The organism is Stenotrophomonas maltophilia group sp. Smal32, assembly GCF_030237085.1.
GTDB lineage: Bacteria > Pseudomonadota > Gammaproteobacteria > Xanthomonadales > Xanthomonadaceae > Stenotrophomonas > Stenotrophomonas maltophilia_Q.
This window is the reverse complement of the sequence record NZ_JASJSI010000013.1, coordinates 39,692-63,030: the sequence shown is the minus strand read 5'-3', so window position 1 is coordinate 63,030 and position 23,339 is coordinate 39,692. Positions and strand designations below refer to the sequence as shown.

Sequence of the window (23,339 nt, the reverse complement as noted above, 5' to 3'; positions counted from 1 at the left end):
AGCATCCCAGCAACGGCATACAATCCAGCTTGGCCACGGCCGGCCCCAGTTTGTAGTCTCGACAACCACAATCTAGCGGGTCGGCCGTGAGCCTCTCCCCTCAGATGGGAGAAGAACCAAAAAAAAGACCCAGCGCCTGATCAGGCGCTGGGTCTTTTCTTAGGGGACGCCTCGATGAGACTTTCAGCAATCCCAACCTAGTGGCCCGGCGACAACTCACCGGGCCACAGCCAGCCGCGTCACTCAATCTGGTTTAGCACCTCTTCCTCAATCTCGTCGAGGGAAGCCTGAACGACGGTCTCCTTCGGCAGCGTGATCGTTGGGCGAGCCTTGGCCATCTTCTCGCAATCCGGCTCAAAGGCTTGGTAGACGAACCGAGCTTTGTCCTTGCTCGCATACATGTCCCTCAAGAATGCCGCACTGAGCCGAGACTTGATGATCTCAACCAACGCGTTGGTCTCCGATTCGGACAGCAAGTAGTCGTTCGCCACGGCTTCTACATAGCCAGGAAGCAGGCGGAGCATCTCCTTGGCATCGTCCTCCACCAGCCCATCAAGCAGGTATTTGGACGCCACACTCGACGCAGTGCCACCTGCCAGCGCCCCGAGAATGCCACCGATCACCCCACCAGCAGCGGTGCCAATGACCGGAACCACCGAACCAACGGCAGCGCCACCCGCAGCGCCAGCCATCCAGCCGCCAGCACCACCGGCCACGCTTGCGCCGTTGACCGCCAGATTCTTACCGAACTGCGCCCAAGAAATGTTGCGACTGAACGCAGCCCGGTAGAAGTCCGGGCCAGAAATCACGGCAGTGGTCACAGCCCCTGTGACGGCGTTGGTCCGCAAAAGCTTGGCGACGTGGTTGACCGCAGCGGCCCCGTAGACAGCCTTGCCCAAGGACACCTGAGCGACCTTCTGAATTGCACTGCGGCCAAGGGCGCTCTGGGACACGAACTTGACCCCATCACGGGCCGCCACCACTCCGATGGCCGCGGCCTTGGTTCGCAGGATCTGGGCGGTGGCAATCCCAGAAACAAAGGAAGTTACACCGGATTCCAGTGCCATGGTCAGCGCACCATTGAGCGCCTCCATGTTGGTTCGCCCATCCCACTTTTGCCGAGCGAAGTTGATGGAGAAGGAGATCGCAAACGCGTAGCTGGAGGCGATGCTCTGCGTCTTCATGTCGTAAGTCAGGCTGTCAATGTTGCCGGCTCGGGCGATGTTCCTCGCCTGGCGGTAAGTCGTGCTGCCTTTCTTGATGATGCGCTCGGCTTCCGCCGGATCACTGATACCCGGCACCTGACCGCTGCTGATGCGCTTGCGCATCAGCTCGATTGCGTCCTCATACTGATCGGAGGGCACTTCGAGCAACTGCCCTTCGTATCGATACCCATCCGCTCCAAACGCCGATCCAACCGTTTCCCTCGCCGTCGCGAAATACTTGGTCTGAATCCGAACGCCATCGACGATTCGATCCGGGCCATTGAGCGAATTGTCCGCGCCAACCTGCTCAACCTTACGGCCAGCAAGGATGTCGGCAAACGCGTTTGCCTCTTCGGCGGCGAAGCCCGTTCCACCTTTGGTGTGGAACTTGTTGATCTGGGTGCGTTCCAAGGCGACGGCTACCGCCGACGTTGACAGCATTTCATACAGGTTGCCGATACCGGGCGGATCGGACAACGCCACCGTTCCCATGACCACGGACGCAGCAGTCTCATCCCAACGGATCACCAGAATCGGGGATTCACCCTCCCCTGCGACGTTGGAGACCACAAAGCCCTGAGCATCGAGTGATTTCAACACCCGCTCCAATCCGCCAGCGATCGCTGGGGTATCCATCACAAAGCGCAGCGCGCCATGCCCGCCGCGGGACGCTGCATCGATGTGGGTGGTCAACGTGGACAGCACCCTGTCCGCCCAGGCGTCGGAACGCTGCTGCGCCGTCCGGCGGAGGTCTGCAGCCGAAACAATCGTGTTCAAAACGAGCTCCTTTTGCTTGGCGAGGTGATCAGATCAACGGCGCCGGGGTCAGCGGCAGGCTGAAACCACTTGCGTCTTCGGACACTTCCACCTCCTCGGCCCAGCTGATATCCAACACCACATCTTCCTTGTGACCCGTCTCGCCCTCCAGCACCGGATTGCCGGCAGCGAGGTCAGCAAGGCTGCGTCGCACAGCCGACTTCTTAACAACAGTGCGCTTACCACGCCGAACTACAGAGAATCCTTGGACCGTCAAGGCCTCCATGACTCGCTCAAGCCCAGCCTCCTCGCTCACGCCCACCTGGAGCTCATACGAAGCTGCCATCTCGCCGCTATCGGAGGCGGCCGAAATCACCGCAGTGATCTGCTCCAAGTGTGCCGTCACCCACTGTTCGCGCACCGCGGCCATGTTGTCGCGCGCCTGGGCGGCCGAAATATCCAATGCCATCTTGAAGCTCCTTGTGTTGGTTGGGACGCCAGTGGAACCAAATCTCGTCGCACGGATTGAGAAACTGGAGAACATAGTTTGTGCCCCCGCCCCCTTTGCGCAACTGGCACCACAAGCCTGGTCGTCCGTGAGCTTAGCGGCCGACAAACGCCCAGCTTGAGATACCGAATATTGCAACCATCGGGTAGAGCGCGGCCTCGATCAAAGGAGCTGACGATCTGAAAATGGAGGGCCCCTCGAGCACCGCGTTGCCGGCCCAAGGAATGCCAACACGACAAAGCATCGGGCGCCAACCACGCTCTATCCAAAGCTGGTGATCAAGATCGCCATCGGGTCAAAGCATGCATCCAACCGGTCAAAAAAAAGGCAAAGGAGACGATGGTAAAGTGGGCGCAGAGAGTGCTGGCCGATGAGGTCAGAAAGTCCGTATCTACCGGCCGGCGCGCGTAAAGAGCGACACGCTCATTGTCAGCCCTACAGAGACGCACGACGCCAAGCTGGTGCGGGACATTGTTCGCGGCGCCGTTCGCAAGAAGAGCAAGCCAGCGAAGGCAAAGATTGAAGAAATCCGGGTCGAGCATGTCGCCGAGCAAAAAAAGCGTCACGCCAACGCTCGAGAGCTGCGGAAGGCCCGCGAAGAAGACCTGGCTGGAAAGATTGATGAGATCTTGGCGGCGATGACCTACCTGCCACTCGACGATCTTCAGGACCTAGTGCTGGAACTTGGTGACGACTTAAGCCCTTCGGTCCGCGACTGGGCACTTGCTTTGGCTCCGGCCAAGGATGCTGACAAAGTCTCGGTCATCGACGTTCTAAAGCAAATGCTCCTACGCATGGAAGTGCTTTCGAAGAAGAAGCGAGCCGAACTCGACGTTCGCTATCGTGCATCTGCTTCAATAGAGGTGGTTAGTGCAAGACGGCGAACTATTTGCAGCAACGCGAGCATGGTCACCCCCTGCGCCTCTCGGCTCGGCGCACGTGTATCGCAGATCTTCGCTCGAAGTTCTTCCAGCTCCTGGCTTGCGGCCATCACGGGTCATTGCTTCTGCTCGATCTTTGGCAACGGCTGACGCCCCAGTTCAGCCACGTTAGAGCAACTTCGCCACCCGTATACGTTAAAACGAAGGCTTAGCGCTGCCGACGATGCTACGCTGGTCAGACTGGAGCTGTGGGGTGGCCAAACCTTCGCACCGCCTTCTGGCACTGCGCCCGCTCAGTGGCCCCTGTCTCGGCTGATCGAGACCACTACCTCCAAGCCTCCGCCCGTGCGATTTCGGACTGTCAGCACGCCACCGTGGGCAGCGCATATGGCACCCGCAATGGAGAGGCCAAGTCCCGAGCCACCCGAGTGCCGGGCCCTAGACCGGTCCGCTCTCCAAAAGCGGTCCTGAACACGCGGGAGGTCGGCCTCGTCGACCCCTGGGCCACGGTCGCCAACAATGAGCGTCACCCGCGTCCCCTCCTGCCGGAGCGATACGTCCATGACACCGCCGCTGGATGCATACCTCAGCAGGTTGTCCACCACGATGGTCACAACTTGGCCCATCCGCAGCCGGTCGGCCTGGACCTCGATGCCGGAGTCCAGATCCAACTGGCATGCAACCCCAGCAGCTTGGAGCTCCAGTTCCACCCACTGAATGCGCTCGAGCACCAGATCTGCGAGCGCAAACCGCTCTTCTTCCAAGCTCAGGGCCCCAGCCCGCGCCATCGACAGCAGATGGAGGTCGCCGACGATGCGATTGATCTGCTCTAGCTGCCGGTGAACCAGCAAGAGTTGATCATTGGAGTGCGGAAAAACATCATCCACCATCCCCTGAATCCGCCCCATCGCAGCGTTCAACGGGGTCCTGAGCTCGTGGGCCAGCATTGCACTGGAGTCCCTGATCTCGCGCTCATATTGCTCCAGGCGAGACGACATCTCGTTGAAGTCGTCGGCCAAGCCGGCCAGCTCCTGGGGGGCATGCGGACTCACTGCTGCCCGAGCCGAGAAGTCCCCCTCGGCCACCTGCCTCGCCGCTTTTGCCACCGAGCTGAATTGCCTCGATAGCGGGCGAGACATCATGAAGCCAAAGACGAAGATGAAAGGAACAGACGTCACCAGCAACGCGAGAAGGGTGAACCAATCGGGATTTCGCAGGCCCGGCAAGAAGTTCTCGATGGCGTAATTGGCCTGAAACAGCGCCCATAGCCGCGCTTCGTCCAAATGCGGATCTGCCACAAGCCGCCGCACCTCTTGCTGTACTTGGGGCGGTAGCGTGCTGAGGATGCGCTCATCCTTCAGCTGAAAATGCAGCCACATCCCAAGCGCCACGCAGCTCACTGCCCCCACGGCCAGCCCGCTCATTCGAAGGCCGACCCAAGTCCATAGGGAGTTGGGCGCTCGTGGATGGCGACCAGGCCTCATTGGAACCTGTATCCCACGCCGCGCACCGTCACCAGAACACCGGTAATCCCGTGGTGCTCGAGCTTCTTGCGAATGTTGTGAACATGCGTGTCGACCACGCGATTCAGCGAATCGCTAGTGGCGGCAACCCCTTCCAGCAGCTCCGCGCGCGTGAAGGCCTTGAAGGGGGTGCGCAGGAGCGCATAAAGGATGTTGAATTCGGTGGGAGTCAGCTCGACGACGGATGGAGACCCGGAGGCCTCCGCTTCAACCAGCACCCTTACGGCCTCTCCGTCTACGGTGAGCCGCCCGTGCTGGAGGACCTTTTCCTTTCCTCGACCAGGCACCACCCGGCGCAGCACGGCATGAACCCGAGCCACAACCTCGCGAGGGCTGTAGGGCTTGACCACGTAGTCGTCTGCTCCGTATCGCAGCGCACCTAGCTTGTCCGGCTCGTCCCCGACGGCGGTCACCATGATCACGGGCGTGTCGCCCGCTTTGCGAATGGCCGACAGCACGTCAATGCCGCTCATCTTCGGCAGCATGATGTCCAGTAGCACCAGATGCGGACGCCACTGCGCGAAGAGCTCCATGGCCTGCAGGCCATCATGAGCCACTGCGACGAAAAACCCATCCCTGCGCAGGTAGGCCTCCAGGATGCTGGCGCCGTCCGCGTCGTCCTCGACGACCAGGACGCGCTTGTCGTTCGAGGGGATGGGAGCCGAATTCATAGAATCCGAAAAAGTCATTGATGAAATCTTGATATTTGGGCGGAAACCGTCGAAACGGCGCGCCATTCTTACCACTACACCGGCGCCTCTGCCACCAAGACGTTGCAGATCGTCAGGATCTTCAGCATGTCGGTTCAGAAACGACGCTCGCAGCCGAGGAAACTGCGCTTTTTTTTGAGGCTTGATCGAATCTCAACAAAGAGCACAAAGAACATTGAGGAGAGGCCTTCAAGCTTCGCGCAATTCTCTGGCGAACGTTGGTTAATCCGTGATTACTTGCTCGGCCTTCCGCTGGTTCGGACCAGCTCTGGTTAGTTCGGCAGCTGTCTTAGGGATGGCCGCGTTGGCAGGGTGTTCTTTGTCCCCCAAATACGTCCGTCCCGCCGCTGTCGTTCCCGAACAGCTCGGCTCTACGACTGTTTCGCCTACCAACGGAGCGCGTTGCTCGGAGCTGATGCGCGGGGAAGACATTGGTTTTGTCCGGGCGACAGTCAAGGGCGGCCAGCTGGACGCCATGATCAAAGCGGCGCTGTGTCGCAGCCCCGACTACCGGCTTGCGGAGCTCAACGTGCGACTCGCGCGAGCGCAGGCCGGTCAGAGCAACAGTGCACGATTGCCACGGCTGGATGGGCAAATCGTCAAGAGCAAACAGCGATTCGGCGATTCCGCGCTGGACGAGCGCTACCAGCAGGATCTGTCCATGGCGACCGTCGGACTGTCAGAGTTCGATCCCGACTTCTTCGGGCGCCTCAGGTCGCTCGCCGCTGCCGAAGGGCTCCGGTGGGAAGCATCTCAACACGGCCGCGACGCGGCCCGGGGAGCGCTCATTGGCGAAACGCTCCGCGCCTACGTCCTCTACTCTGCGGCCAAAGAAGCGGAAGCCCAGGCCGGGGTAGTGGCCAGCAGCACTCGGGAACAGCTCCGCCTCGCTGAGCGCCGGCAAGCGCTTGGCATGATCGCCTCCGACGATCTTCGCGACGCGGAGAGCTTGGCTGCACAAGCGGATGCAAACGCGGCCAAGGCTGCCGAGGCATCAAAGGCCCAAGAGCGGGCCCTGCGATTTCTGGTTGGGTTTGACTCAGCGCTGCCAAGCCCAAACCTGTCGCTTTTCGTCGACGGCTCGGGCGACGCGGCCCGCTACGGTGGTTTGGATTCTTCCGTGCTCTACCAGCGCCCCGAGGTGCTTGAGGCAGAAGCCCAGTTGCAAGCGGCTCACGCTGACATCGGCGCCGCACGCGCGGCCTTCTTCCCGTCCATCCAACTCACCACCTCCCTTGGCTCGGCCAGCGAGAGTTTAGGTGGCCTCTTCTCTGCCTCGAAAGCTTGGACGTTCACCCCCAGCCTGCGGCTTCCCATTTTTGACTTCGGTCGGAACAAGCAGGCGCTGAATCTCGCATGGATCCGTCAACAGCAAGGGGTCGTGCAATACGAGAAGGCCGTCCAACGCGCGTTTGTCGATGTCGCCGATGCCCTTGGCAGCCGAAGCCAGGCCGAGCAGGCCTACACCGCTGTTCGCAGGAAGGAGCTCGCTGCCGTCGGAAAGACGGGCCGACTGATCCAGCGAATTGATGCAGGCCTACAAGACGCCATGGACCGACCGCACGCCGAGATTGACGCGGCCAATGCCACGGCCGACCGCGTCGCTGCTCAGCAGGACTTTGCCCTTTCCCGGATCGCTCTGTCGCACGCGTTCTATGCCACGGCTCCTGCCCGCCCTTCCCCTTCCGACTCCCACTGAGATTTCCAAAATGATCACCAAGACCAAATCAACCGTCCTGCTTGGATTGGCCGTGCTTCTGGCGGCACCGGCCGCTCACGCCGGCGGCCTGTGGGGCGACAAGATGGAGGCCACTTTTGGGGCCGGCGTGCTCTACGGCCCGCTCTACGCGGGCTCGGATGAGAGCCAAGCGATCCTTGTCCCCGTGCTGTCCGTTCAGCGGGGCATCCTCTTCGCCGACTCCACCCGCGGGGCGGGCCTGCAGTATCAGTTTGGCAATGGCCTCTATCTCTCCCAGTCGATCTACTACGACTTGGGCCGCTTGGAGAGGGACAGCTCATGGCGCCCTGGCTCAGATTCCTTGAAGGGCATGGGCCGCGTTCCAGGCTCGGTCACCACGAAGACCATGCTGGTTCAACCCTTGGGCGATCGCTTCAATGTCTCAGCGGAAGCGGAATACGCCCTGCGGTCTTCGGCGCACCGTCTTCGCTACCGCTTGGGGGCGGAAGCAAAGCTCTTCAACGGCGATGCCAACGACGTGTTTCTCACAGCAGATGTGCACGGCGGCGATCGGGATTTCAACCAAGCCTACTACGGGGTCAGCATCGCTCAGGCGGACGCTACCGGACGCCGGGCGTTCTCTGCCGACTCGGGCATCAATGCCTACGCCGCCGGCGTTCGCTGGGAGCACAAGTTCGGCGATCGTTGGATGGGCATCGCGCAGATCAATGCGATGCGCTACGCGCACGACGTGAGCGGCAGCTCCATCATTGAGCGGCGCAACAGCGTCTTCGGGAACGTGGCCCTCACCTACACCTACTGAGACGGAAAATGGCCTTCCTCCCACCGCTATCGATGCGCGCCCTTCTCGCCCTCTCCCTCGCCGGGCTGTCCGCCTGCAGCCAAGAGCCCACGCCGCCCGCGCCGGTCCGAAGCGTGAAGGTTGAAACGGCAGAACGAGGGTCACGCACCTCGGCTGAGTTCATCGGCACGGTTCGCCGGTCTTCCAGAGCGCAGCTCAGTTTTGAGCAGGCGGGACGGATCAAAGCAATCCATGTGGATATCGGCGACGCGATTGCCAAAGGCCAAGTTCTCGCAGTCTTGGACCCCCTTCCCGTCCAGCAACAGTTCGCCCGAGCCAGCGCGCAGCTGAACGCGGCCCGCGCAGCGCTGGCCGAACGCCAGCTTCAGTTCAACCAACAAGAAGCGATGTTCAAGGACGGTGCAGTGGCGCAGGTCAGCTTGACTCAGGCTCGCGCCGCCCTGGAAGCGTCCAAGGCGGAACTCAATAGTGCTCAGGCCGATGTGACCCTGGCTCAGCGCGCGATCGATCACAGCGTCATCCGAGCGCCATTTGACGGGCAAGTCATCGCTCGCCACAGCGAACCGACCGTTGACGTCACCGCAGGCCAAGCGATTCTGGACGTGCAGGGGAGCGGGCAGACGGAAGTTGCAGCCGACGTACCGGCCCACCTCGCCAAGGCCCTCCAGGCGGGGGCCACAGCATCTGCACGGCAGGACGGCAACGTGTTGGTCCCACTGACTCTGCGCTCGGTTGCACAGCACGAATCGACCGCAGGAACTGTGCCGGTTCTCCTGGAAGCTGCGGACGGTGGCGCGCCCCTGCTTCCCGGCTCACTGATTCACGTATTGGTTCAGGTCGACAACGCGAACAAGACCCTGACGGTGCCGCTCTCAAGCCTTGTCCCCAGCAGCACCGCCGGCGCGGCGGATGTCTTTGTTTTCTCCGCGGCTCATCAGACCGTGAAGAAAGTTCGCGTTCGCGTCGGCAGCTACCAGGGAAGCCAAGTCGAAATCCTCGGAGGGTTGGCCGAAGACGCTGTGATCGTCACGGCGGGGGCCAGCTACCTCACGGATGGTCAGAAGGTTCGGCCTTACAAAAGCCAGTCCCAGCTCGGACAAGGGGAAACCCGATGAACCTTACCCAGTCGGCGATAAAATCCAGCCGTCTGACGGTGTTCGCCTGCCTGCTGCTTCTGTTCGGCGGCATCTTCACCTTCTTTGGCTTTCCTTCTCAAGAAGAACCGTCCGTCACCATCCGTGAAGCGCTCGTGTCCGCTGCCCTGCCGGGCCTGCCCAGCGAGGAAGTGGAAGAGCGCATTGCCAAGCCGCTGGAGGAGCGGTTGCGAGAGGTGGCTGGCATCAAGCGAGTCGTATCGACCATCCGTCCTGGCAGTGCCCTGATCCAATTGACGGCGCAGGACAGCGTCGATGATTTGCCCACCCTTTGGCAGCGTGTGCGCGCCAAGGCAGGTGAGGCCAGCGCCGAACTGCCGCCGGGCACTCAAGGCCCGCTGGTGGACGACGACTTCGGACGCGTCGCCGTGGCCTCCATTGCGGTGACCGCCCCCGGATTCAGCACAAGCGAAATGATGGGACCGCTGCGCGCCATGCGGGAAGAACTCTATCGTCTGCCGGGCGTCGAGCGGGTGACCATGTATGGACTGCAGGAAGACCGGGTTTACGTGGACTTCGACAGGTCCAAGCTGGCCTCGACCGGCGCCACCCCCAACGGGATCATCGATCAACTCAGGGACAAGAATGTTCTTTCGCCGGGCGGGGAAGCCATTGCCGCCGGTCTCTCGCTGACCCTTTCTGCCGACAGCCAGGTCCGCAGCGCCCACGATTTGGCCGACGTGCTGGTCAGCGTGCCCAATGCCAAGGAGAGCCAAGTCATCCGGCTAGGGGATCTGGCCGCCGTTCGGATTCTGCCACCGGACCCGCCGGAGGGAGGCGCGCTCTACAAAGGGAAGCCAGCCATCGTCGTGGCCGTCTCTATGGCCAAGGGCTACAGCATCGAGACCTTTGGCAAAGGCTTGCGTGCAGCGTTGGATCGCACCCAGTCGGCCCTGCCGGTCGGCTTCGAGCAGCACGTGGTGACGTTCCAGCCGGACGTGGTGGAACGCGAAATGGGCAAGATGCACCACGTCATGGGGGAGACCGTGGTCATCGTCATGGCGGTCGTCATGCTCTTCCTAGGCTGGAGGACCGGGCTCATCGTTGGAGCTATTGTCCCGCTGACCATCCTTGGCTCGTTGGTGGCGATGCGCGCACTCGGCGTGGAACTCCAAACGGTGTCGATCGCCGCCATCATCCTTGCACTGGGACTTCTGGTCGACAACGGCATTGTCATTGCCGAGGACATTGAGCGCCGCCTTGCACATGGCCAGGAGCGGATAAGCGCCTGCGTGGACGCTGGAAGGACGCTGGCCATTCCGCTTCTCACGTCCTCGCTGGTGATCATCCTGGCGTTCTCCCCGTTCTTCTTTGGTCAGACCTCCACAAACGAATACCTGCGATCCTTGGCGATCGTCTTGGCCGTCACGCTGCTGGGCTCCTGGATCTTGAGCATCACCGTGACGCCCCTGCTGTGCATCCGATTCGCCAAGGTCCACGTCCACGCTGAGGATGACGGTCAGTATCAGAGCCGGCTTTACAAAGGCTACAGTCGCATCATCGCCAAGGTGTTGGACCACAAAGTGGTCTTCATGGGGACGATGGCAGCGCTGCTGACCGGTGCACTGGTCATCCTGACGTCGCTGCCCTACGACTTCCTGCCGAAGTCGGATCGCCTACAGTTCCAGATGCCAGTCACGCTGGAGCCAGGCGCGGCATCGACTGAAACCAGAAAAGTGGTTACAGAACTCAGCGCTTGGTTTGCTGACAGAAAGCAGAACCCGGAAGTCACTGAGAGCATCGGCTACGTCGCCGACGGCGGACCGCGGATCGTGCTGGGCCTGACACCGCCGCTTCCTGCGTCCAACGTGGGCTACTTCACCGTGAGCGTTGCCCAGGGGACGGATATCGATGCTGTGATCCGCCGTGCCCGGGAGCACGTTCTGGCTGCCTATCCAACGGTGCGTGCCGATCCCAAACGGTTTTCCCTCGGCACAACGGAAGCCGGCGTGGCCGTCTATCGGATCTATGGGCCAGACGAGGATGAACTGCGCCGCATCGGTGAGGAAGTGAGCGCAAAACTCGCGACGCTCGGCGGCACGCAGGATGTCTACGACGATTGGGGAAAGCGCACTCCTAGCTACACCATCAAGGTAGACGCGGCCAATTCGAAAGCGGCGGGCGTGAGCAACAACGATATCGCTGAGTCGCTACGCTATCGCTACAGCGGCGCCGAGGCCACCCGCCTGCACAGCGATGGCACGGCCACGCCCGTAATCCTGCGCTCCACTGCCAGCGAGCGATCACCGACCGCTCGTCCCGAGGACACTTTGGTCTATTCCAGCGCATCCGGAAAGGCAGTGCCGTTGGGCGCGATTGCCACGGTCGAAGCGTCCAGTGAGCCGTCCACGATCGTGCGCCGCAACTTGATGCGGTCGCTGACAGTCACGGGCAAGAACCCCGGGATGACCACCAGCGAAATTGTCGCCGCCCTCAAGTCCGAGATCGCGGCCATCAAGCTACCGCCTGGCTACCGCATTGAGCTGGGAGGCGAGATGGAGGATGCGGCGGAGGCCAACGACGCCTTGCTGGGCTTCATGCCCCACGCGCTCGGCGCCATCCTTCTCTTGTTCGTTTGGCAGTTCAACTCGTTCCGAAAGGCCTTCATCGTCGTCGCCAGCATTCCATTTGTCCTCATCGGCGCCTCGCTGGCACTGTTGGTCACCGGCTACCCGTTCGGCTTCATGGCCACGTTTGGGTTGCTTGCGTTGGCCGGCATCATCGTCAACAACGCAGTCCTGCTGCTGGAGCGCATTGAGGCTGAGCTTGAAGAGGGGCTGCCGCGGCGCGAGGCAGTCGTATCGGCGGCAGTGAAGCGGCTCCGTCCGATCCTCATGACCAAGCTCACCTGCATCGTCGGCCTGGTGCCCTTGATGCTGTTCGCCGGCCCGCTTTGGACTGGCATGGCGATCACGATGATCGGTGGTTTGGCGCTGGGAACCCTCGTGACGTTGGGCCTCATTCCAGCCCTATACGACTGGCTGTTCAGCCTTCGTATTCGACCGGAGGATGCGCGCTGATGGCGCAGAACATCAATCGCGTCGCCGCTGTGCTGTGCGCCGCACTTTTGAGCGGTTGCGCCATGGTCAAAATCAAGAACGTGTCCCCAGAGCGCTACTTTGAGCAGCGCCGTGGCGACATCCTTAGCACCGGCGAACTGAGCCCAGCCACCCGACAGGAGATGGGCCTGCTGTCTTTAGACACGAAAGCCTGCTTGTCGGCGCCCGAGTCCTGCTCTGGAACTCTCATCGAGTCGGACGAAATCAAGACCGAAGACTCCCTGGCTGCCTCGGCGGAGCTGTGGGTTGCCTATGCTGCAGAGGTTTCTCGGACATCGCCCGACAGTGATCGGACGATGGACGCTTGGCTGAAGGCCGCCCGCTATTCCTATGCTTACTTTCTGGTGTTCCAGCAAAGCGCTTCAAGTTTGGCACCCCGCGAACGGGATACTCAGATCCGGGATTACTACAACTATTCAGTGGAGAACGTCACTGCAAGCCTGTTCCGACGCTATCGGCAGGGAGACAGCGCCAACCCGATTACGAGTGGGAGCCTGCCAACTCCGGCCGGATGGAATTTGAGGCTGGACATGTCGGGCCTTCGAGAGAACGGATACGTCAGCTTCCCCAAAGAACTCCTGGCCGCCTCCAGCATTGGGTTTGGTGGGATCCGCAATGCCTTCCGTCGCGATGGCTTTGGGGCAGAAATGGTGGCCGTCCTCCCCGCGGGGACCTTCGGCTCCCAAACTTCGCCCCCGTCCGACCTTCCGCTGGCGGGGGGCTACAGCGCGATGCCGGCTCCAAACGTTACGTGCTTGTTGGACTTCCACGGCGATGACTTGCAGCAGGTGCTTGCGTCACGTTCGGCGACCCTTAGGGCGTTCGACCCACTGTTGGAGAGCGCGGCCGCCATCAAGGGAGAGAACGTGCCCCTGGCCGCCAACTTCACTGCCGGCTACGGCGTATGGTTGGCACGCTCCAATTTCGCCACCGAGGCCATCCGCACGCTCTTGGACATGGACAAGAGCTTGGACAAGCCGCACCTCTACATGCTGCAACCGTTCGACCCAAACCGGCGAGTGGTTCTGATGTTGCATGGCTTGGCCAGCAGCCCTGAGGCGTGGGTCAACACCGCCAATGATGTGCTTGGGGACGACGAACTCAGGGCACGCTACCAAGTCTGGCTGATGTATTACCCAACCAACCTGCCCCTTCCGCACAACCATCAGGCGATCCGGCAGACCGTCCTGAGAACGCTGAAGGACATGGATCCTTCCGGTGCCGCAAAGGCCTCTCATGGAATGGTCGTGGTTGGGCACAGCATGGGCGGGCTGTTGACACGGCTAATGGTTTCTTCGAGCAATGGCAGTCATCTGCTCGACCAGACCCTGCAGGAACTCAGGGGCAAGGGTGACGACACCAATAAGGTGCGCGAGGAGCTGGCCCCACTCCTGGAGTTCGATCCCATGCCTGAAGTGCGACGGGCAGTCTTCATCGCCACCCCGCACATGGGAACGCCATCTGCGGAAGGCGTGCTTGCAGCGATTGTCTCCCGGCTGTCCTCGATCCCTCAAGGGCTCTCCACGCGTTACAGTGCTAGCGCGGCTGTCATGGCGGCCGTATCGGGTCGCCTCCCACTGAGCATCGACAACCTCAAAGAAAGCGACCCCTTTGTAAAAGACATCGCCGAGCTTCCCATCTCCCCGGACGTGGTCTACCACTCCATCATTGCCGTGAAGAACCCAACGAACTTGGCCTCCGCAACGGATGGCTTCGTTCCCTACCGAAGCGCACACCTGGCCGGCGCAGCTTCGGAAAAGGTCATCGTAAGTGGCCACAGCGTGCAGCAGACGCCAGAGGCCGTTCTGGAACTGCGACGTATCCTGCGCATGGACGCGGGGTTGGAAGCGCCACAACCCGAGTCAGCTCGCTCAGAGTAAGAAAGCTAGCGCTGTTGGCAAAGTGGCCCCATGTTGGGGCCACTTGTCTCAGTTCGTCTTGGAGAACGCTGCTCTGCTGACGATTTGACGCACGCCGCATGCCGAGCATTTCAGTTCCAGCGCTCCACAGATGACGAGCTTTGCACTCTTGGTGGCATCCAAGAAACTGAAGCATTTCAAGCACTGCATCTTCTCGGCCTGGATGGGAGGCGTGGCCGCATCCGGATGGTCACAGATGGCCAAGTTCTGAACTTTGAATACGCCGAACTGCTGCACAACTACCTCGTATGACGGCTCAAGAGGGTGACAAACCGCAGAGGGAGCCAAGGCGCCCTCCCCGCGCGGCTCCTCAACGAACCTAAGTGACCGGCACCTCGGCCAGCCCAACACACGCCGCTACACAGGCTCTGGTGGCTGAGGCTCGGACTCGTCGTCGTCCTCTTCGCTGCCGTAGGTCCGCTTGGCCAGCTTGGGCAGGACATAGACGCCGAGCAGCAAGTGATCGATGACCTCAAAGGCCAATGTCAACTCCTCAACGCTGTGCGGTGCGACTTCATGTGCAGCGTTGTTGCCCAGGACGCGCAGGTTGTGAAGGATGGTAGCGCCCGCATCGGTCAATCCCCGACGTTCCTTGAGATCGTTGATCTTGTGATAGAGCTCTCTGCCAACCGCACCTTGGTCTTTGCAGACCGTCTCCACGATTGCGCGGATACCAATGCCGCTGAGCACCGGGTTGGACGCATTGAGACAGGCCAGAGTCTCCGAGTAGATGCGCTCGACCTTGGTTGGCAACAGATGGGAGGACTCCAGCGCTGCCCTGCCCAAGTTGGGAGTGGGAAAGATCTCAACGTCTGGCACGTATTCCCACTCACCTTGGCGCACCTCCGCTACGTTTTCATTCGTGCCAGTGGCCATGCGGAAGGCAACAGTGCCGCAGCCAAGGCAACGTACCGTCTGGTACTCGTGCGTCCAGTTCAGTGCAATGTCGTCGGGGACTTCGCCCTGCTCGGTGTGTTCATGGATCACCTCATGATTGGTGATATGCCTGCAACGTCGGCAGGGGCAGCTTTCCAGCTTGGTGGCTTCTTTTAGGGTCATTTCGAGAAATAAATTGTGCTGGACGAGGGTCTGCCTTACTCGGTCTCGAGCAACGGCTGCATCTGCTCACGCCAAAACTGGGGGTCGGCGACCAAGCACCTCGCATGGGTTGCGTAGGCGTGGTCGAGGGTCTGATTGAATCGGTTCCACCACCCTGCGGTGTAAGAACTCCACATAGAAAGGCGATCGATCGCATGATCGACTTCGTCGGCGCTGATCGCGTCTAGTTCCCCGAGAGCTTCCACGTATGCCCCCGTTTTCCCCTCGACAATCTGATAGTTGTTCAGCTGCCTATCAACGACCACATCGTTCCGGAACCGGCGTAGCACCATCGAGTGCGCTCGAGCTCTTCCCTCGGCGAGGTTGTCCCGAAGAATCCTCGCGATTGCTTCGCAGCGTTTTGATCGGACGTCGTATGCCTCGCGATCCTGGCGAGCGTCGCTCAGCCTCTGGAGCTCGGACAGCCATGGGAAGGCCAGTAGGAACTTGAACCGCTGAATGCCCGTCTGATTAGGAATCGGGCCCGGGTCATACTCGCAGCAGCTCTCCAACGTCGAGACGGCGGAAAGGACGATGGTCGCCCAGCGATCAACGCGATCACACAAGGGCATGCCCTCGGCTGCCTTGTCATCGAAATCCCGCCTCAGCGCTTCAAGCTTCTTGTCGAGCTCGACGTAATCAATGGAGGACAGCCCATAGCCGAGCATGGCGGCCAGATCCTGTGCCCTGCGTACCTCGTCGGATTCGGGCGCCTCCTTCAGTTCCCGCTCGACCGCCCAAGCCGCCGACAACACGCGGTCAATGGATCCCCGTCGGCCAGGAAGTCCCGCAGCAGGAGGTAGTCGTCGTGCGGGGTCTGAGTTCTGAGGGGGTTGGAATCTTTGAGCATGAGCGACCAGCCTTGGGGAGACGTGTCGCGGTTGCCTGGGCGAGGCCAAGCGCGACACGCTACCGGGCCTCTCCACAGCCTGACTGGGCAGGCTGAGCACTTGTTTTTGGCCCCGGCGCTCAGAAGCGACACGATGGCCGGAGGCTACCCAAAACGGACATCCTCGTGAATTGGCGCGGAGGGAAGGAATCTAACCTTCCAGCCTCCCCTTGGATACGACATCACAGTGAAGCGCATTCGTCCTTCAACTTGGGTTGCAGCTCTTCCCCAACTGGGCTCCGCGAGAGGCACGCCAACAACCAACCAGACCACAGGACACTTCTGAACCACCCACGGACGGACAAACCGAAGCGCCATCCGTGCGCCTCGCTCCTTTCCTTAGCTTGCTGACCGTCGAACACTGCATCCGGACCCCTGCAAGCATCCGTGCGCCCTTCGTCTTCTGCGTGTGGAACAACGTAATCAATGTGTGTGTTTGAAGTCATATTCAGCTCCTTAGTGATGACATACGCATCGACCACCAGGGAAGCCTGCAACCCAAACCAGGACTCGAACTGCGCCTCCCTGTGCGCCGATGTTGGCACCAAGAAGGGGGGATCAGTGATCCCACGAGCCTAGTATAGATTGCCCACCACGAACTTGATCGCTGCAGGTTGGAGAATCAGACCAAGCCCGTGGGATTCCCCAGACATGTATTGCCGCTGCCCGTTGCACCCGACAAGACAGGCACCGCGCTCATATCAAGATGGCCTTGAGGACCACGGCTTTTCCCCCAGGGCTGCGGCGGTGATCACCCCGAGGGTGGGAGCGCATAGCGCACGCTTTGCCGATAACGGGAACTGGGGTAATGACCAACGGTGACCTCCACCGGCTTGCCCGTCGCCGAGTAGTAGAAGCGAACCACTTGGAGCGCCGGATCGCCTGGCGCTGCCTGCAGCAGCCGCGCGGTGTCCTGGTCGAGGACCGTCGCCGTCACATCTTGGCGGACCTCTGTCACAGCAATCCCGAACATACGCTCCAGGTTCTGATAGATCGGCCCACGAGCGACGTCGGGCGTGATCTGGGCTGCCGCATACTGGGGCGGCAGATAGATCCGCAAGACGCTCATTGGCAAAGGGGCCTGAGGGCGCCGCCGCAAGAAGCATGCCTCCGAGAGCTGGATGCCCCTTCGGCATTCCAGAACCTCGGAAAGGCGCTCGTTGACGGTGATAGGGCCCAGGGAGACCTGGTGCAGTTCGGTCTTTCCAAGAAAGTCGCGAAGGTCTTCCGCGGACGTGATCGGAGCGAAGGCCTCCGCTCCCTGGGGTGCGGGCAGCACGATGGACCCCACGCCAGGCCTGGACGCGATCAGCCCCTGCGATCTCAGCAGTGCAAGGGCCTGGCGGACGGTCTGACGACTGACTCCATGGATTGAGGTGAGGCTCTTTTCTGACGGCAGCGTGCTGCCGACGGCGAAGGCCCCGCTCTCAATGTCACTTGCGAGCGACTGTGCAAGCAGGTGGTAGAGCGGCTTGGAATGGCCATTAGAGGACAATGCTTTATCAGGGATGGTCACTTCGTATCTCTTTCCGTTCCTTTGCGCGCAAGCCTCTGAGACCAGCGCGCCTCTGATTTCATCAGGCGGGCGCTGGACTGCCATTGCTGGTAAGCCCAAGCATGTCGTCGGGTAGCGAGTCGGCCTTGCATGGCTTTCCTAGCAACCAGCCTTGGCCAACCGCCTCGGGAACGAGCCGGTGCATCGCCAAGGCCTGCAGCTCGGTCTCAACCCCTTCGGCAACAAGAGGCAGCCTCAACGCCTTGGCCATCGCACAAATGGCTTCGACGGCGTAGCTGGCCGGTGAAAGGGTGCCCATAGCCCTGGTAAAACGACGGTCCATCTTTAGTCCTGCCAAGGGCAAGTCTGCCAGGTAGGCAAAGTTGGAATACCCCGTCCCAAAGTCATCCAGATACACGCGAAAACCTGCTTGGTCCAGTTGCCCCAGCGCATCGGCAAGATCCTGCTGTGATGCCGTTGACCGCTCCGTAAACTCCAACACTACGTCGGCTGGCGAAACACCGAAAGCTTCGGTTTGCTCGCTCAGGAAATGTCTCAGCTCGCTGTCCAAAATGTCCTGAGCGGACAGATTGATGCTGGCGTAGAAGCCGTCCCCGCGTCGTAGACGAGGCCCCATCTCTTCCAGGCTCTTGACGATCACCAGCTTCGCCAGCGCCGTTCCGAGCCCCTGTTCCTCCGCCATGGGAACGAAGGTATCCGGCGGCACGTCAACGCCGGCCAAGGTACGCCATCGCGCCAAAGCCTCCACGCCCACCATTCGCCTATCTGACAAGCGCCGCAGTGGCTGATAGACCAAATCGATATCGCCATGCCTGATCGCCCTTGCAAGCATGCGGTGAAGCGCTCGTCTCCGTCCCTGAGAGACCTTTAGCAACGCGCCCAAGCCCCCTCCCCCCACCAAAGCGAGGGCGAGTATGGAAGCGACGATCCATGAAGGCTGACCCAAAAGGCTGCCAGCCTGTGCCTGAGACACAACGCAGATATCAAACTCGTTGCTACACGCCCGTGTGGATATGTGACCGGCCAAGGGCGCGGCCAAGCCGTCCTTGCTCAACGTCAGGTCAAACGCATCTCCAAAGCTTTGGAAGTGGTGCTTCCCGTCACGGCTGATCACCAGCGCGCCGATGCTGCCAACAGGCATGGACACCCGGTCAAACGCGGTGGGCGCCGTCGTGACGATGGCGTTACCGTAAGACGCCAGGTCGACCTTGATTCGGTCGTCCCCGGGAGCGGGCACGCTCCGCCAGAGCGAATAGCCACGCACGACGCGGTGAGGTGGAGCGAGCTCAACGGGCGTCGGCAGGCGGCCCCACATTGCGGTGCAAAGCAGCCGGCCGCTGATAACCCGCCCAACGTCTTTTATGTAACGGGAGTGAAAAGCGATCAGCCGCAACTCGGCCAGGTCTCTGGGGCCACAGGGCTCTTCGCTGATTCGCAGCACCCTGTTGAGACCATCGACGCTTGCACGTGCCACATCCTCCGCATGCACCAGCAGCCCGGCCGTGTAGTCCGCCAGGTCAACTTTGGCCCGTTGGGTTACTGCCAGCTGAGCCGCCCCAAGGGTAACGAGGACGACCGCAGTGCCCAGAAGGTATGGGGCTGATAGGTGAAGAGCCCGACGTGAAGATCGCCACCTGGCGGAAGGCTTGCGCATTGGTTCCTCATGGATAGGACCCGCCGGCCACCCGGTGCCCAGCGGGATGAGCTCAGCTGGCGTGAACCAAGCGGGGGCGGAATTCTGCGTTGACCTTAAAGAAGGCAACGGCTTGGGCCAGCCCAACGGCCTGCTCTTCTACCGCTCCAGCCGCGGCGGAAGCCTCTTCAACCAGAGCAGCGTTCTGCTGCGTCACCTCATCCATCTGCATCACGGCCTGATTGACCTGTTCGATGCCCGCGGTTTGCTCTTGAGAGGCCGCCGATATCTCCGTGATCATGTCGCGGACACGCTGGACGCTCCCCACCACCTGGTGGATCGTCGACCCCGTCTCACGGACTTCATTGGAGCTGTCCACCACGTCCTGAACCGAACGATCAATCAACTGCTTGATTTCCTTGGCTGCCTCTGCGCTGCGCTGTGCCAGCGTTCGCACTTCGCTTGCTACCACCGCAAAGCCTCGGCCTTGGTCGCCGGCCCTGGCCGCCTCCACTGCGGCATTGAGTGCCAAAATGTTTGTCTGGAAAGCGATGCCATCGATGACGGTGGTGATATCGGCGATGCGCTGGGACGAGGCCTCAACCTTCACCATCTTCTCCATCACGCGATCAACGGCTCGCCCGCCCTGAAGGGCCAAGTCGCCGGCGTCAGACGCAAGCCTCGAGGCTTGAATGGCATGATCGGCATTCTGGCGCACGGTCGACGTCAGCTCTTCCATCGATGCGGCCGTCTCTTCCAGATTGGCGGCCTGCTGCTCGGTGCGACGGGAGAGGTCCGCACTACCCTTGCTCACTTCTGAGGCGGACACGCGGATGACGCCAGCACCGTCTTGGATGCCCCGAACGATCCGGCCTAGCTGCTCAGAGGAGGAGTTCGCCGCATCGCGCATCGTCGCGAACACGCCGCCAAACTCGCCAGAAACGCGGAAAGTCAGATCGCCTTGAGCAACGGCCTCCAACAGTCGTGCGATGTCCGACAGGCTCTTATCACTGACATCGAACATCTGGTTGAGGTTGTCGATCATCTCGCGGAAGCTGTGACTGAAGCCATCTGCGGCGCCGCGCTGAGAGAAGTCTCCCGCCGCAGCGGCTTGGACCAGCCGACGAATCTCCTCGTTGATGGCCAGCATGTTCGTCCGCGTAGTCTCCATGGCCTCGGTAATGGCGGCCTGATCGCCTGGGAGCAGCGGCATGCGAGCGCTCATGTCCCCGACGGCATAGTGCTGGGCAATGCCTACGATCTGCGAGGTTACTGCGTTGGAGCGCTCCACCATGCCGTTCGTGTCGCCGACCAGTTCACCAAAGGCACCTGGATGGCGGGACTCATCGATGCGGTGCGACGTCCGCCCTTCGGCCTGGGCCGACGCCATTGCCTTTTGATCCGCAATCAGGCCCTTGATGCGCTCCTGCATCGATCGCATGCTTTCAAGCAAGGCAGAAGTCTCGTCTCGGCCTTCCACCTTGATAACGTTTTCAACGTTGCCCGACGCAATGGCGGTTGCGGTCTTAGTCGCCTCGCCCAGTGGTATGGTCAGGCTTCTCGTGATGGTGATTGCCAATGCGATGCTGAGCAGGACCGCCAAGACCCCAGCGGCGACCAACATCTTCCGGGCGCTTGCTGCAACGGCCTGAGCGTCTTGGTAGCTCGCGTCAGCCAAGCGCTCCTGAAGCTCTGCGTTGGCGAAGATGGCCGCCTGCCATTCGTCGAGCAGGGCGTCTCCTTCACTAAGCAGCTTCGTTGCCGTCGCCACGTCGCCGTGCGTCGCAGCTTCGACGACCGCATCGTTGACCCGGCGAGCCGCAAGCCGCTTCTCGGTGATCACTGCACGAATCTTTTTTCCTTCTTCATCGGCAGGCGTTGCATACAGAGCGTCGCGGGCCTTGTCATAAATGGCCCTTTGCTCACCGATCTCTTTCAGCAGGGATGCTTGGATCTTCTTGTCCTGCAGCATGATCAGCTCGCGCAATGAAATGCTGATCTGCATGTTTGCACTAGCCATCGTCTTGGAAAGACGGATGCGCTCCATGCTCTCTTTCACGATGGTGTCCATGCTGGTCTCGGCGCGAGACAGCGCCCAAAGGCCAGATGCCACGATCGACATCGCCACCGCGATCAACACCACGAAGGCCGCACCCAATCGGGTGCCGACCCTGTACCGCATCAAGAAATTCTTCACATTCATACCTCTCATGGGGGGAGGAGCACGCTCCTGGCCGACAGCGTCGGCGAGCGAGTGATCGGCCCCACGAAGAACAACCTTAATGCGCCCCATTTATGCAGCTAATTCGCAGAAATTGGCTCACTTAGCGGGCAAATGTCCGCTTTTGACCACAAATAGCACCATTTCAGACAACAGACATCCATCTAGGAGACAGGATTTGTCGCCCGAGAGCGACCAACTATCGAAATTGGAGAGCACATGTATCTTTCGTTTGTCCACCATCGGTTGAGGTGAGCATGGCACTGACTTGGAACATGCACTGGTGCTGGGCGACGCCCCGGTAGGTCATACGTGTGGGCGCACCATTAAAGTCGGCGATGACAGTTGAACGGTACGCCCTGGCCAGCCTTAAGGCGCTTCCGCTTCCTAGAGCGCTCCGAGGTCTTTGATCACCGACTGACCTCGCTGAAGGAACCCAGCAGCAACCTTCCCCATGCCACCTTTCGCCCGATGCGCTCGTTGAGCCGATTGGCCTGCAGCCGGCCCGCCTCAAACAGGGCCGGGGTGGCCATCGAGGGCGGCCAGGCCTAGAAGGGCTCACCGGGCGACGAGAGCTGCCCCGTGATCGGCTGGACCACCGCAGGCACGGCCACGTCGGTGTTTGGCATAGGCGGTTGCCACCATGCAACCGTTTTGGCACGACCACCCTCCCAGCACCAACAGCGGCCCTCAGTGTGCTGAGTGACCAAGTCAGTGCATTAGCTCGATCATCCGCCCTAGACTTGAACGGTGGCGAAAGCACGGACCAAGAAGGTTATCTGGGCCAACGGGACAAAAATGATCCCCAAAAGAGCTGAAGGTGGTCCATGGCTGGAGCGGGCACTGGGCCCGGACACGAAATTAACCCTGTCCAGTCCGCTCGCGCAGCCCTCCGCAGTTGGGCCGGATCGGTCAGCAACCACTGCATTGCCCAACAGGGCAGCAAGGTTGATTTCAAAGGCAGCAAGCAGCGGCAAGGAACCGCGCATCGTTTGCTTCCGCCCAAATCGCTCATGCCTGGCACTGTTCTTAGACTCGGGCGCATCAGCAGCACAGCCTTCAAATGCCGAGATGCTCAGCTAGTAGTTGTTTCGGCGATCACCCTCGGCTATAAAATAGACGCCGGTCGCAGAAGCGTCGGTGTTGTGCCCGCATGCCAGTAGGCTCCGGGTGCCCGAGGTCCACCCAATGGGGGCGCGGGAATCCTTTCGATTCCGGAGCCATCCATGACGACCAAGCGCCTCAAATCCCTTCGCACGTCTGCCTTCCATGCCCAGTCCGGCCACTGCTATTACTGCGGCCTGCCGATGTGGCTCGCGTCTCCTTCAGAGCTCGGCATAAAGCCCAGCAGGTCCCGGGCATTTCAGTGTACCGCTGAGCACCTCGTGGCTCGGCAAGATGGGGGCCGGGATGTAATCGGGAACGTGGTGGCCGCACATGCCAGGTGCAACCAAGGTCGCCACAAGCGCCAGGGGCAAGCCCCCTCTCCCGAAGCGTTCCGGGCCTTGGTTCAGAAGCGGCTGGGGGTGGGAAGGTGGTGGTCCAGACTGCCGCCAGGGATTGCGCGCGCTTCTGTAAGCCCCCATCAGGCCACACGGGCCTTCGCTCGACACGTCCAAGGCCAAGGTTCATTTGGCACCTCACGACCAGATCAGCCAACCCATCCACGACTGGCCGGGTGCTGCCTTCAATGAATGGCAACGCACACAGACCACCAACGACTTCAGGCTCAACCTGGTTTGTGTCGTTTATCCAAGGGCAGGAGA

The 23,339-nt window shown here is 61.0% G+C and carries 17 protein-coding genes; 7 read left to right on the top strand and 10 right to left on the bottom strand.

Translation table 11 applies throughout. The features are described from left to right. Positions 1 to 239 precede the first annotated feature (239 nt). Both QRO91_RS05240 and QRO91_RS05235 read right to left on the bottom strand, forming a co-directional pair. Positions 240 to 1,982 carry a hypothetical protein gene (locus tag QRO91_RS05240; RefSeq protein WP_019338267.1) on the bottom strand — a complete coding sequence of 581 codons (1,743 nt, stop codon included), beginning with the start codon at positions 1,980 to 1,982 and terminating at the stop codon, positions 240 to 242. 28 nt (positions 1,983 to 2,010) lie between these two features. Beyond that, positions 2,011 to 2,430: a hypothetical protein gene (locus QRO91_RS05235; protein ID WP_019338266.1), complete on the bottom strand. Its 420-nt coding sequence runs from the start codon at positions 2,428 to 2,430 to the stop codon at positions 2,011 to 2,013. A 500-nt stretch (positions 2,431 to 2,930) separates the two neighbouring features. Here QRO91_RS05235 and QRO91_RS05230 point away from each other — a divergent pair, with 500 nt between their 5' ends. After that, complete coding sequence (locus tag QRO91_RS05230) at positions 2,931 to 3,500, top strand: hypothetical protein (RefSeq protein WP_197650925.1); 570 nt, start codon at positions 2,931 to 2,933, stop codon at positions 3,498 to 3,500. A gap of 143 nt (positions 3,501 to 3,643) precedes the next feature. On the opposite strand, the gene QRO91_RS05225 is transcribed toward QRO91_RS05230, so the two are convergent. Together QRO91_RS05225 and QRO91_RS05220 are read right to left on the bottom strand one after the other, a co-directional pair. Then, complete coding sequence (locus tag QRO91_RS05225; protein WP_197650926.1) at positions 3,644 to 4,834, bottom strand: cell wall metabolism sensor histidine kinase WalK; 1,191 nt, start codon at positions 4,832 to 4,834, stop codon at positions 3,644 to 3,646. Beyond that, positions 4,831 to 5,544 carry a response regulator transcription factor gene (locus tag QRO91_RS05220; RefSeq protein ID WP_180874539.1) on the bottom strand — a complete coding sequence of 238 codons (714 nt, stop codon included), beginning with the start codon at positions 5,542 to 5,544 and terminating at the stop codon, positions 4,831 to 4,833. Before QRO91_RS05220 ends, QRO91_RS05225 begins: the two co-directional genes overlap by 4 nt. 334 nt (positions 5,545 to 5,878) lie before the next feature. Here QRO91_RS05220 and QRO91_RS05215 point away from each other — a divergent pair, with 334 nt between their 5' ends. From QRO91_RS05215 to QRO91_RS05195, 5 genes are all read left to right on the top strand, one after another. After that, positions 5,879 to 7,282 (top strand): efflux transporter outer membrane subunit, encoded by a 1,404-nt coding sequence (locus tag QRO91_RS05215; RefSeq protein WP_197650927.1) that lies wholly within the window; start codon positions 5,879 to 5,881, stop codon positions 7,280 to 7,282. A gap of 10 nt (positions 7,283 to 7,292) precedes the next feature. Next, positions 7,293 to 8,084, top strand: coding sequence for a MipA/OmpV family protein (locus QRO91_RS05210; RefSeq protein WP_019338261.1), 792 nt, complete (start codon positions 7,293 to 7,295; stop codon positions 8,082 to 8,084). A gap of 113 nt (positions 8,085 to 8,197) precedes the next feature. Continuing rightward, positions 8,198 to 9,199 carry an efflux RND transporter periplasmic adaptor subunit gene (locus QRO91_RS05205; protein ID WP_157804778.1) on the top strand — a complete coding sequence of 334 codons (1,002 nt, stop codon included), beginning with the start codon at positions 8,198 to 8,200 and terminating at the stop codon, positions 9,197 to 9,199. Further along, on the top strand, positions 9,196 to 12,258 hold the full coding sequence (locus QRO91_RS05200; protein ID WP_197650928.1) for an efflux RND transporter permease subunit: 3,063 nt from the start codon (positions 9,196 to 9,198) through the stop codon (positions 12,256 to 12,258). The genes QRO91_RS05205 and QRO91_RS05200 overlap by 4 nt, the downstream gene beginning before the upstream one ends. Further along, a complete protein-coding gene (locus QRO91_RS05195) occupies positions 12,258 to 14,177 on the top strand; it encodes a triacylglycerol lipase (protein WP_197650929.1) in 1,920 nt (639 codons plus the stop codon). Before QRO91_RS05200 ends, QRO91_RS05195 begins: the two co-directional genes overlap by 1 nt. A gap of 48 nt (positions 14,178 to 14,225) precedes the next feature. Here QRO91_RS05195 and QRO91_RS05190 read toward each other — a convergent pair whose 3' ends face one another. The 6 genes from QRO91_RS05190 to QRO91_RS05165 form a co-directional block, all read right to left on the bottom strand. Further along, entirely contained in the window at positions 14,226 to 14,453 is a 228-nt protein-coding gene (locus QRO91_RS05190) for a hypothetical protein (protein ID WP_059033649.1), read from the bottom strand. 120 nt (positions 14,454 to 14,573) lie between these two features. Then, positions 14,574 to 15,275: a DUF4145 domain-containing protein gene (locus QRO91_RS05185; protein WP_285310306.1), complete on the bottom strand. Its 702-nt coding sequence runs from the start codon at positions 15,273 to 15,275 to the stop codon at positions 14,574 to 14,576. 35 nt (positions 15,276 to 15,310) lie between these two features. Further along, entirely contained in the window at positions 15,311 to 16,069 is a 759-nt protein-coding gene (locus tag QRO91_RS05180; protein WP_197650930.1) for a hypothetical protein, read from the bottom strand. Positions 16,070 to 16,954: 885 nt separating this feature from the next. Continuing rightward, entirely contained in the window at positions 16,955 to 17,719 is a 765-nt protein-coding gene (locus QRO91_RS05175; RefSeq protein ID WP_019338253.1) for a GntR family transcriptional regulator, read from the bottom strand. A 61-nt stretch (positions 17,720 to 17,780) separates the two neighbouring features. After that, positions 17,781 to 19,373 carry an EAL domain-containing protein gene (locus tag QRO91_RS05170; RefSeq protein ID WP_197650931.1) on the bottom strand — a complete coding sequence of 531 codons (1,593 nt, stop codon included), beginning with the start codon at positions 19,371 to 19,373 and terminating at the stop codon, positions 17,781 to 17,783. Between the two features lie 52 nt (positions 19,374 to 19,425). Next, a complete protein-coding gene (locus tag QRO91_RS05165) occupies positions 19,426 to 21,555 on the bottom strand; it encodes a methyl-accepting chemotaxis protein (protein ID WP_100434276.1) in 2,130 nt (709 codons plus the stop codon). A gap of 1,244 nt (positions 21,556 to 22,799) precedes the next feature. On the opposite strand from QRO91_RS05165, the gene QRO91_RS22580 reads away from it, so the two are divergent. Further along, a complete protein-coding gene (locus QRO91_RS22580; protein ID WP_138984373.1) occupies positions 22,800 to 23,267 on the top strand; it encodes an HNH endonuclease in 468 nt (155 codons plus the stop codon). Positions 23,268 to 23,339: the final 72 nt, after the last annotated feature.

Coding starts and splice junctions, on each gene's coding strand:
- QRO91_RS05170 (WP_197650931.1), bottom strand. CDS start 19,373: ATGCGCAAGCCTTCCGCCAGGTGGCGATCTTCACGTCGGGCTCTTCAC.
- QRO91_RS05200 (WP_197650928.1), top strand. CDS start 9,196: ATGAACCTTACCCAGTCGGCGATAAAATCCAGCCGTCTGACGGTGTTC.
- QRO91_RS05210 (WP_019338261.1), top strand. CDS start 7,293: ATGATCACCAAGACCAAATCAACCGTCCTGCTTGGATTGGCCGTGCTT.
- QRO91_RS05165 (WP_100434276.1), bottom strand. CDS start 21,555: ATGAATGTGAAGAATTTCTTGATGCGGTACAGGGTCGGCACCCGATTG.
- QRO91_RS05220 (WP_180874539.1), bottom strand. CDS start 5,544: ATGAATTCGGCTCCCATCCCCTCGAACGACAAGCGCGTCCTGGTCGTC.
- QRO91_RS05185 (WP_285310306.1), bottom strand. CDS start 15,275: ATGACCCTAAAAGAAGCCACCAAGCTGGAAAGCTGCCCCTGCCGACGT.
- QRO91_RS05215 (WP_197650927.1), top strand. CDS start 5,879: ATGGCCGCGTTGGCAGGGTGTTCTTTGTCCCCCAAATACGTCCGTCCC.
- QRO91_RS05235 (WP_019338266.1), bottom strand. CDS start 2,430: ATGGCATTGGATATTTCGGCCGCCCAGGCGCGCGACAACATGGCCGCG.
- QRO91_RS05195 (WP_197650929.1), top strand. CDS start 12,258: ATGGCGCAGAACATCAATCGCGTCGCCGCTGTGCTGTGCGCCGCACTT.
- QRO91_RS22580 (WP_138984373.1), top strand. CDS start 22,800: ATGACGACCAAGCGCCTCAAATCCCTTCGCACGTCTGCCTTCCATGCC.
- QRO91_RS05225 (WP_197650926.1), bottom strand. CDS start 4,834: ATGAGGCCTGGTCGCCATCCACGAGCGCCCAACTCCCTATGGACTTGG.